This is a genomic window from Serratia sp. NCCP-200 (assembly GCF_059697885.1).
Window position 1 is genome coordinate 940,839 of the sequence record NZ_BAAKUJ010000003.1, and the last position, 10,304, is coordinate 951,142.

The 10,304-nt window shown below is 52.9% G+C and carries 10 protein-coding genes and 1 tRNA gene; 8 read left to right on the forward strand and 3 right to left on the reverse strand.

The window, feature by feature from the left end:
* Positions 1-23 precede the first annotated feature (23 nt).
* Genes lsrB through lsrG form a run of 3 tightly spaced genes read left to right on the forward strand, consistent with a single transcriptional unit; the run spans position 24 to position 2,334 of the window.
* Entirely contained in the window at positions 24-1,046 is a 1,023-nt protein-coding gene (gene lsrB, locus AC6HVW_RS14490; RefSeq protein WP_179246644.1) for an autoinducer 2 ABC transporter substrate-binding protein LsrB, read from the forward strand.
* A gap of 34 nt (positions 1,047-1,080) precedes the next feature.
* Positions 1,081-1,956 carry a 3-hydroxy-5-phosphonooxypentane-2,4-dione thiolase gene (lsrF, locus tag AC6HVW_RS14495; protein WP_071683346.1) on the forward strand — a complete coding sequence of 292 codons (876 nt, stop codon included), beginning with the start codon at positions 1,081-1,083 and terminating at the stop codon, positions 1,954-1,956.
* A 54-nt stretch (positions 1,957-2,010) separates the two neighbouring features.
* Positions 2,011-2,334: a (4S)-4-hydroxy-5-phosphonooxypentane-2,3-dione isomerase gene (gene lsrG, locus AC6HVW_RS14500; RefSeq protein WP_071683345.1), complete on the forward strand. Its 324-nt coding sequence runs from the start codon at positions 2,011-2,013 to the stop codon at positions 2,332-2,334.
* A 78-nt stretch (positions 2,335-2,412) separates the two neighbouring features.
* On the opposite strand, the gene bglB is transcribed toward lsrG, so the two are convergent.
* The 3 genes from bglB to ttdR all read right to left on the reverse strand — a co-directional run bounded on the left by bglB (position 2,413) and on the right by ttdR (position 6,317).
* The gene (bglB, locus tag AC6HVW_RS14505) at positions 2,413-3,552 is read right to left on the reverse strand and encodes a beta-galactosidase BglB (RefSeq protein WP_071683344.1); all 1,140 of its coding nucleotides are present in this window, start codon (positions 3,550-3,552) and stop codon (positions 2,413-2,415) included.
* 25 nt (positions 3,553-3,577) lie between these two features.
* Entirely contained in the window at positions 3,578-5,161 is a 1,584-nt protein-coding gene (locus AC6HVW_RS14510; RefSeq protein ID WP_071683343.1) for an MFS transporter, read from the reverse strand.
* Between the two features lie 247 nt (positions 5,162-5,408).
* On the reverse strand, positions 5,409-6,317 hold the full coding sequence (gene ttdR, locus AC6HVW_RS14515) for an L-tartrate utilization transcriptional activator TtdR (RefSeq protein WP_071683342.1): 909 nt from the start codon (positions 6,315-6,317) through the stop codon (positions 5,409-5,411).
* A 299-nt stretch (positions 6,318-6,616) separates the two neighbouring features.
* Between ttdR and ttdA the strand changes: the two genes are divergently transcribed.
* The 5 genes from ttdA to AC6HVW_RS14540 all read left to right on the forward strand — a co-directional run.
* Positions 6,617-7,525 carry a L(+)-tartrate dehydratase subunit alpha gene (gene ttdA / locus AC6HVW_RS14520; RefSeq protein WP_071683341.1) on the forward strand — a complete coding sequence of 303 codons (909 nt, stop codon included), beginning with the start codon at positions 6,617-6,619 and terminating at the stop codon, positions 7,523-7,525.
* Complete coding sequence (gene ttdB / locus AC6HVW_RS14525) at positions 7,522-8,127, forward strand: L(+)-tartrate dehydratase subunit beta (RefSeq protein ID WP_071683340.1); 606 nt, start codon at positions 7,522-7,524, stop codon at positions 8,125-8,127. Before ttdA ends, ttdB begins: the two co-directional genes overlap by 4 nt.
* A 56-nt stretch (positions 8,128-8,183) precedes the next feature.
* Positions 8,184-9,647, forward strand: coding sequence for an anion permease (locus AC6HVW_RS14530; protein ID WP_497569495.1), 1,464 nt, complete (start codon positions 8,184-8,186; stop codon positions 9,645-9,647).
* 141 nt (positions 9,648-9,788) lie between these two features.
* Positions 9,789-9,878 (forward strand) — tRNA-Ser (locus AC6HVW_RS14535).
* Between the two features lie 113 nt (positions 9,879-9,991).
* The coding region (locus tag AC6HVW_RS14540; protein WP_497569496.1) for a transposase at positions 9,992-10,304 on the forward strand (313 nt) is incomplete at its 3' end.

Below are 10,304 nucleotides of genomic sequence, written 5' to 3' on the forward strand. Positions count from 1 at the left end.
CAACGCGATATACGGAGAACAACATGACCCTACAACGTATCAAAAAAATCGCGCTTTTAAGCGTACTCGGCATGGCTTCGCTAAGCATTGGCGTACAAGCAGCAGAGCGCATTGCCTTTATCCCCAAGCTGGTGGGCGTCGGCTTTTTCACCAGCGGCGGTAATGGAGCCTTAGAGGCGGGGAAAGAGCTGGGCGTTGACGTAACCTACGATGGCCCAACCGAGCCCAGTGTTTCCGGCCAGGTTCAGTTGATCAATAACTTCGTTAACCAGGGCTATAACGCCGTCATCGTCTCTGCCGTCTCCCCGGAAGGGCTATGCCCGGCGTTAAAACGAGCCATGCAGCGAGGCGTGAAGGTATTGACCTGGGACTCAGACACCAAGCCCGAATGCCGCTCTTATTACATCAATCAGGGTACGCCAGCCCAACTCGGGGGCATGTTGGTCGATATGGCAGCCAATCAGGTGAAGAAAGAAAAGGCCAAGGTCGCTTTCTTCTATTCCAGCCCGACGGTCACCGACCAAAACCAGTGGGTGAATGAAGCCAAACGTAAAATCGAGAAAGACCATCCGGGCTGGGAAGTGGTCACCACGCAGTTTGGTTACAACGATGCCACCAAGTCACTGCAAACCGCCGAAGGGATCCTGAAAGCCTACGGCGATCTGGACGCCATCATCGCCCCGGATGCCAATGCCCTGCCCGCAGCGGCCCAGGCGGCAGAAAACCTCAAGCGTGACAACGTGGCGATCGTCGGTTTCAGCACCCCAAACGTCATGCGCCCTTATATTCAGCGCGGCACGGTTAAAGAGTTCGGCCTGTGGGACGTGGTCGAACAGGGGAAAATTTCGGTTTACGTGGCCAACGCCCTGCTGAAAAACGGTGAATTGAAGGTTGGCGACAAGCTCGATATTCCTGGTGTGGGCCAGGTCGAGGTTTCGCCAAACAGCGTACAAGGCTATGACTACCAGGCAAAAGGCAATGGCATCGTGCTGCTACCTGAGCGCGTGGTGTTCAATAAAGACAATATCGACAAATACAACTTCTAACCTATCGCCCCGATTATTTGGAGGGAGTAAGACAATGGCTGATTTAGATGACATCAAAGACGGTAAAGACTTCCATATCGATAAGCCGCAGCAAAATGCCCTGTTCAGTTTAAAAGGGTGCGGTGCGCTGGATTGGGGCATGCAGTCCCGCCTTGCCCGCATTTTCAACCCCCGCACTAACCGAACCGTGATGCTGGCCTTTGACCACGGCTATTTCCAAGGCCCGACGACCGGGCTGGAGCGGATTGATATCAATATTGCACCGCTGTTTCAGCATGCAGACGTGTTGATGTGTACCCGGGGTATTCTGCGTAGCGTGATCCCGCCGGCCACTAACAAACCCATCGTCCTGCGCGCTTCAGGAGCAAACTCCATTCTGACCGAATTGAGCAATGAGGCGGTGGCGGTCGCCATGGACGACGCGGTGCGTCTGAATAGCTGTGCCGTCGCGGCACAGGTTTATATCGGTACGGAACATGAACACCAGTCGATTAAAAACATCATCCAACTGGTCGATGCGGGTCTGAAAGTCGGCATGCCTACCATGGCGGTGACCGGCGTAGGGAAAGATATGGCGCGCGATCAGCGCTATTTCTCACTGGCCACACGTATCGCCGCCGAGATGGGGGCGCAAATCATCAAGACTTATTACGTGGATAAAGGGTTCGAACGCATTGTGGCTGGCTGCCCAGTCCCCATCGTCATCGCCGGTGGGAAAAAGCTGCCAGAGCGCGAGGCGCTGGAGATGTGCTTCCAGGCCATCGATCAAGGGGCGTCCGGGGTAGATATGGGGCGGAATATTTTCCAGTCAGAAAGCCCGGTTGCCATGATCAAGGCGGTACATGCCATCGTTCATCAGAACGAAACGGTAGAACACGCCTACGAACTTTTCCTCAGCGAAAAAGGTTGATACGGCTGAAATGCGGGCCGGTTTTCCAGGCCCGCCCATTCAAGGAGGCTGATTATGCACGTTACCCTGGTCGAAATTAACGTTCATGACGACAAGGTTGAACGGTTTATCGAGGTGTTTCGGCAAAACCATTTGGGCGCGATCCAGGAAAAGGGCAACCTGCGCTTCGATGTGTTACAGGACCCTGACACCCCCACGCGCTTTTATATTTACGAGGCCTACGTCGATGAGCAAGCCGTGGCTTTCCATAAAACGACCCCGCACTACTTGGCCTGTGTCAAAGAGCTGGAGTCTTTGATGACCGGCCCACGCAAAAAGACGGTCTTTATTGGTTTGATGCCCTCACCCCAACCCTCTCCCACAGGGAAAGGGAGCTGATAGCCCCTGCGCTGTTGGGGGAAAAGAGGTTATCTCAGCAACCTCTCTCTTACGGGCCGCGGCAGCAGCCCGTTGCTGTTACAGGTATACGTTCAGGTATTCCACCAGGCACAGAATGGCCATTGCCTGACCATATGGCATCGAAGTGAACGGAACCTGGCGATAGTAGTCCAGGTTTTTGCCCATAGCTGTACCGAACGAGACCTGCATCAGTTCGCCATCGGTGTTGATTTGTTTCACCACCCCTTGCAGCGCTTTTTCGGCAACTTGCAGATAATTGCCATCGATATAGCGTTTGCGCACCGATTTCAGGATCCCGAACGCGAAACCCGCGGTTGCGGATGATTCCAGATAGGAGTCCGGATCATCCAGCAGCGTATGCCACAGACCACTTTCGTGCTGGCACGCTGCCAGAGCCGCCACCTGGCATTCCAATACCTGTACCAGGAAACGGCGGGTAGCATCGTATTGCGGCAAATCCAACAGTTCGAGGAATTCCGGGATCACGATGGTCAGCCAACTGTTACCTCGCGCCCAGCGGGCTTTGGCGAAGTTGTGCTTACCGTCGAAGGTCCAACCGTGGAACCACAGACCGCTTTCACGCTCCATCAGGTGCTGGATATGCACCAGAAACTGATATTTGGCCTCTTCCACATACTCTGGGCGGTTCAGCAGCTTGCCAATTTTGGCCAGTGGCAACACGCTCATCATCAGAGTATCGTCCCACAGTTGCTGATGGTTTTCCTCCGCCAGCGTGACGTGCTGCATACCTCCGCGCTCGGTGCGTGGCATTTCATGCATCAGCCATTCCGCCCATCGCTCCAGATACGGTAGCCAGCGTGAATCTCCCGTTTCCTCATAGCGGTAGGCCAGGGTGAGAAACGGACAGGCGGTATTCACATTCTTGGTTGGCGTGCCTTCGGCAAAGCGCGCGCTGAACCAGTCATCAACGATCGTACACATCTTGCTGTCGCCAGTCTGGCGATAATACTGGTTGATGCCATACAGACCTATACCGTGCGTCCATTCCCAACCGGCCCAGCCTTTGGTATCGATGACGCGGCCATCGTCAAGACGCAGCAGGAATTCGCCGGTTTCATCAGTGATATTGACCAGGTTGTCCACCAGGCTATCAATCAACTGCTGCAGTTCCTGGCGGCTGATAAAACGCTCCGGTTGGCGCAGTAACGGGCTATGTTTTACGGGATATACCAACATAGTGATGTCCTTTTATGTCTTTAGTTCAAGGTGTCGCGCTGCCTGCCGCTTTCTGGCCTTGAGTGGCCTTGGGCAATGGCGGAGCAGCAGGTTTATTGCGGTTGAGGTAGCCGATATTGTTGTTACCCCACAGAGATTCATAAGGCATACCTGCCAGCATTTCGACGGTAGCGCGCGCTTCTGGTGTGATGTTCTCCGGCACCACTCGGCCCGCAATGCGCATCTTCTCTGTTTCCTGGCGCAGTACACCGTGTGTGGTCAAGTTGAGTTTGAAGCGCAGCGAGACGGTAAAGCCGATAGCCAGCACAACCAAAGTACCGACGCTCAGGATCATCAGAATGGCGTGACTCACCTCGGGTAATTGATGATTTTGGCCTGAAACAAAGCCTGACAGTTGCAGAATGATGCCAACCAGCATCACCGCACCGGCCTGGGAGGCCTTACGGGTCAAAGTCATGATGCCAGCAAAGATGCCTTCACGGCGTTGCCCGGTGATCACTTCATCCACATCGGCAATATAGGTGTAGATATTCCATGGTACGTAGTTGATACCACCCCGGCCCAAACCGGCGAGAGCGGAGACCAGCAGCAACAATGAGAAAACGTCACTGAGGTTGGCGTAATACAGTACGGCGTAGGAAATCGCCCCCATACCGAACAGCACGACCACCATACGGTAGGACGGCGCGGGCCCGAACCGAATGCACAGCGGGATCATGGCGATCACCGCAACAAATTGCATGATGGCCATGGTACCCATCAGGTTGGAGGCCGTGGCAGCACTCTGCATCAGCACAAACACCACGTAATAGGTGAACACCGCATTGAAGACGTCCTGGGCGATATAGCCCCCTAGATACATCCCCAAGTGCTGGCGGAAAATACGGATGCGCAGCGTAGAAGACAGCTCGACGTTCAAGCGCTTCAAGCTCTGGAACAGCGTGAGCTTTTGTTTTTCAGCTTCCAGCGCGGCTGCAGATTTTTGTTCTGCTGGTCTCTCCCAGGTGAAGAAATAGACCAGCGTCAATACGCAGGCGCAGATGATCGAGAACACCAGGCTGGAATAGAAGAAGGAAACGGCACTGTCTTTACCCAGGTAGTTGAGCAGAATGCCTGGCAGGAATGCCGCCAGAATGGCAGACAGCTGCGCTAGCCCAATGCGGGCACCAGAGAACTTGGTTTTTTGTTTGAAATCATCCGTCATCTCCGGCACCAGCGTTTCATACGGTACCAGGATCATGGTGTAGACCACGTCAAAGAACAGATAGGTCAGCAAATAGTACCAATAGTCCATATGGCCAACCCACATCAGGCTGTAGCTAAAGACCAATGGAATACCGAGCAGGATAAAGAACTTGCGGCGGCCAAAGCGTTTGCCCAGCCAGGTGGAGCCAAAATTGTCGGTCAGATAGCCCATTAACGGGCTGACAACCGCATCCAGTACCCTTGCCATCGCAAAGATAAAGGTGGCTTCAATCGGACTAAGCCCGCAGAACGTTGTATAAAAATAGAGTAACCAGGCGGCGGTGAGTGCCGTGGTTCCCGCACCAAGAAAATCTCCAGAGCCGTAAGCAAGATAGTTAAACAGACCGATTTTACGTGTCTTCATTGTTGCCATCTCCGTAGCCACATCACGTGTTATCTTCCCGGCGATATGCAGGGAATTTTCGTAACATACGGTTATGGCTATGGGAAAACCTTTGTGTTTTTGCCAGTGATGGCGAGTCTATGGCAAACAAAAGAAGAAAGAGCCGATCAATCTCTATTTTTTAAAACTATGTTTTATTTTTACGATAACGACGTTCCTTTTTTCATTACAGCCTGGTACCGCCAGTGATGTAGCGGATTGATGAGACCTAATTGCCCATATTGCGGCAGTACTGACTCAAAAACTCAACGCAAACCTTCAGCTTGGTCGATGAGTAAAGCGGCATCTGATAAACCGCCCAGATGTTGGCGCTCTGCGCGTAGTCGGGCAAAACCCGCACCAGCACGCCATCGCGCAGAAACGGCGAGACATCCCATTCGGAACGCAGCATGATCCCTTTGCCATTCAGCGCCCAATGCAAGACGATCTCCCCGCTGTTGGACGACAGATGCCCGGATATTTTTACCGACTTTTTACCCTGCTGGTTTTCCAACTCCCATACGCCGATAGTTTGATCACGTTCCTTGGTCACCAGGCAATCATGATGCTGCAAATCTGCCAGCGTCTCGGGCATCCCCCGCTGTTTTAGGTACGCGGGAGACGCACAAAGGATGCGCTGGTTCTTGGCCAACAGCTTGGCAATGTAATTATCCGGAATGTCATCGTTGATCCTGATATCCAGATCGACATTATCCCGGTTGAGGTCAATTTGCCGATCAAACAGCTCAAAGTTGATCTGCAATTGCGGATAGATCTCCATGATCTCCATGATGGCTGGCGCAATATAAGCCCGGCCAAAACCGAAGCTGGAGCCAATGCGGATCATCCCCACCGGTTGCTCCTTGATATGCGTCACCTCATCAACCATCTTTTGCAGGCGACCCATAATCTCCAGCGAGTGGGCGTAAGCCGTCTGCCCGCTTTCCGTGAGCGCCATGCCACGAGAGGAACGATTCAGTAACTTCACACCCAGTAATGCCTCCATCTGTTGGATACGTTTAGTGACAAATGCCGGTGTCTGCCCCAATATTTCGGCGGCAGCACTGAAACTGCCGGTATTAACCACCGCAATTAGCACCTGTAAATCTTTAGGTTGAGGATAATGAATTAACGACATAATTTTCTAGCCTCACTGAAATGCTCACTAAATAGTTATCAATGAATGACGCTATCGTTCTTTAACTGTTTTATTTTGCTGCACAGGTGTTAAATGTATTTCCTGCTGCATTGCGACTTAAATTCCATCCACATGAATTTAAACAAATAATTATGATTAACATTCTGTGAATTAACGGTTCACGAACCGGTTGCGGATCGTGCCTCTCCGCTATGGTAGCGTTTATTCAGGCCAAGAAAACGCTTTTTATAACTATTAACAGTGAGCATGTTCATTTCAGCCTGACGGGAGTCACACTTATGAACGTAATTGAAAAAAACGCTAAGGTTGAGCAACTCACCCGCATTGTCGCTAATTTCACAGCCATGATCTCAACGCGCATGCCGGATGATGTCGTCGATAAATTAAAACAGCTACGAGAGTTAGAAACCGAAGGCATGGGCAAGATTATCTATCATACGATGTTTGACAATATGGAGAAAGCCATCGCCCTCAACCGCCCCGCCTGCCAGGATACCGGCGAAATCATGTTTTTTGTCAAAGTGGGCACGTGTTTTCCCCTGCTGGCCGAACTCCAGGCCGCACTGAAACAGGCGGTAGAGGATGCCACCGTAGCAGCACCACTGCGCCATAACGCGGTAGAGATCTTTGATGAGGTCAACACCGGTAAAAATACCGGCTCTGGCGTACCGTGGGTAACCTGGGATCTGGTGCCCAACGGGAGCGATGCAGAAATTGAAGTGTATATGGCTGGCGGTGGCTGTACTTTGCCCGGCCGCGCCAAAGTGCTGATGCCTTCCGAAGGTTATGAAGGCGTAGTGAAGTTCGTATTTGAAAACATTTCCACTCTGGCGGTCAACGCCTGCCCGCCGGTGCTGGTCGGCGTTGGTATTGCAACTTCGGTTGAAACGGCAGCCGTGCTCTCTCGCAAAGCCATCTTGCGCCCTATCGGCACCCGCCATCCCAATCCTATCGCCGCCGATCTGGAGCTACGCCTGGAAGCTGGCCTCAACCAACTGGGTATTGGCCCGCAAGGATTGATGGGGAACAGTTCCGTGATGGGGGTACATATCGAATCCGCGGCACGTCACCCTTCGACCATTGGCGTCGCCGTCTCGACCGGTTGCTGGGCCCACCGCCGTGGCACATTGCTGGTTCACCAAGATCTGTCGTTTGAAAGTATTTCCCACACTCGGGAGGCATTATGAAAAAGATCCTTACCACCCCAATTAAAGCGGATGACTTGGCCGATATCCGCGTGGGCGACGTTATCTATCTCAATGGCACTCTGGTTACCTGCCGCGACGTTTGCCATCGCCGGCTGATCGAGCTCAAACGTGAGATCCCTTACGACCTGCGCGGCAAGGCGATTTTCCATGCGGGGCCAATCGTACGCAAGAACGGTGAAAAATGGGAGATGGTGTCAATTGGCCCGACGACCAGTATGCGAATGGAAAGCTTCGAGAAAGAGTTCATTGAACAAACTGGCGTACGGCTGATCGTCGGCAAAGGCGGTATGGGGCCAAATACCGTGGCTGGCTGTAAGGAATTCAAGGCGCTGCACGTGATATTCCCCGCGGGCTGTGCCGTAGTGGCGGCAACGCAGGTGGAGGAAATTGAAGAGGTGCACTGGACCGAATTGGGCATGCCGGAGTCGTTATGGGTGTGCCGGGTTAAAGAGTTCGGCCCATTGATTGTCTCTATCGATACTCACGGCAATAACCTGATCGATGAAAACAAGAAGGTGTTTGCCCAGCGCTGCGAACCGATCGTGGAAGAGATCTGTCAGCACGTCCATTACATCAAGTGAACCGCCAGGAGGGGTAAGCGCCCCTCTTACCCAATAATTAGAAAGAGGTTCCTGCTATGGCAAAGTTTAATTTGTCATGGAGATGGTTTGCCCCAGTTATTGTGGCGCTAACCCTCGCCTTGTGCCCGGCTCCTGCGGGGTTGCAACCCCATGCCTGGCTCTATTTCTCTGTATTCCTTGGTGTTATCGTCGGCTTAATTCTGGAACCGGCCCCCGGTGCGGTGGTCGCCATGACCGGCCTGGCCATTATTGCCATTTTCTCGCCCTGGTTGTTATATAGCCCGGAGCAGCTTGCCACTCCCGGCTTTAAATATACCTCCAGTTCGCTGTCGTGGATGGTCTCCGGCTTTTCCAACTCGGTGATCTGGCTGATTTTTGCCGCTTTTATGTTTGGGACCGGCTATGAAAAAACCGGCCTGGGGAGGCGTATTGCGCTAATCCTGGTAAAAAAAATGGGGCATAAGATCCTGCTGCTCGGTTATGCCATTATGTTTTCCGAACTGTTATTGGCCCCGGTAACCCCTTCTAACTCGGCACGCGGCGCGGGGATTATCTATCCCATCGTGCGCAACTTACCACCGCTGTATAATTCCCAGCCCAATACGCCGAGCGCACGCAGCATTGGCTCATATATTATGTGGATGGGTATCAGCGCCAACTGTGTGACCAGTGCCATTTTCCTCACCGCCATGGCCCCCAACCTGCTGTTGGCTGGATTACTGAAAACGTCGTCCCATTTGTCGCTATCCTGGGGCGATTGGTTTCTTGGCATGCTGCCACTCAGTCTGCTGTTGATCGCTCTGGTTCCCTGGTTAAGCTATGTCCTCTATCCGCCAACCATCAAGGCTGGTGAGCAGGTCCCCAAGTGGGCCTCTGCCGAACTTGCAGCAATGGGGCCACTCAGCCTGCGTGAGACGAAAATGCTGGGGCTGATGATCATTGCCCTGCTGCTGTGGATCTTTGCGGGGCAGTATATTGATGCGGCGCTGGTCGGTTATTCGGTGGTGGCTTTGATGTTGCTGGGCAAAATTATCACCTGGGATGACATCATCAGTAATAAAGCAGCATGGAGCGTGTTTTTCTGGTTGGCTTCGCTGATTGCGTTGGCGACCGGATTGAACAACGTCGGTTTTATTACCTGGTTCGGCAAGCTGATAGCCCAAGGTTTGCAGGGATTCTCGACCACGGTGGTGATGGTGCTGTTGGTCGTAGTGTTCTATCTGCTGCGCTACTTCTTTGCCAGCGCAACAGCCTACACCTCGGCGTTAGCGCCAATGATGATTGCCGCCGCACTCATGCTGCCCGCGATCCCATTGCCGACCTTCAGCCTGATGATTGGTGCTGCCATTGGCCTGGGAAGTATTGTTACCCCTTATGCCACCGGCCCCAGCCCGATTTACTATGGTAGCGGTTATCTTCCCACCAACGACTATTGGCGGCTTGGAGCCATCTTTGGTCTGATCTTCCTGGGGTTGTTAATGGTTACCGGATTGGTGTGGATGCCGATGGTGATGGGCTAGTAAAAGCGGTTTTCCGGTCTTGATTTACGGCAAAGCGGCGACGGCTTAACCACCTGAGCTAAAACCGTAAAAATATTCTTGACCGGTTAACCGACTCTCCCTATAGTAGCGCCCCGTTGCACTGAGTAACGCGCAACGTACGGTGAGGTGTCTGAGTGGCTGAAGGAGCACGCCTGGAAAGTGTGTATACGCGAAAGTGTATCGAGGGTTCGAACCCCTCTCTCACCGCCATATTCCAAGAGAAAGTCTGAACTAACGTTCAGACTCAGATTGATGACAAAGTCCTGGTCGTGAGGCCAGGACTTTGATCTAATAAGGTCAGTGCAAAAAACGGACTGACTGCCATGCTCAAAGAACCTTCTCCCCAGCAATACCAGTTTGAAACCATTACCCTTGATGAACTGGTTCCCGAAGACCATCTGGTCCGTAAAATCGATGCCGCCATTGATTTTGAATTTATCCGCGATGCCGTTGCTCACCTTTATTGCCCCGATAATGGCAGACCCGCAATCGACCCCGTTCGCCTGATTAAAATGATGCTGTTGGGCTACCTCTTCGGTGTCCCCTCCGAGCGCCGTCTGGTCAAGGAAATCCAGGTCAATGTCGCTTACCGCTGGTTCCTGCGTATGGGGCTGACCGAGAAGGTCCCCGACGCCT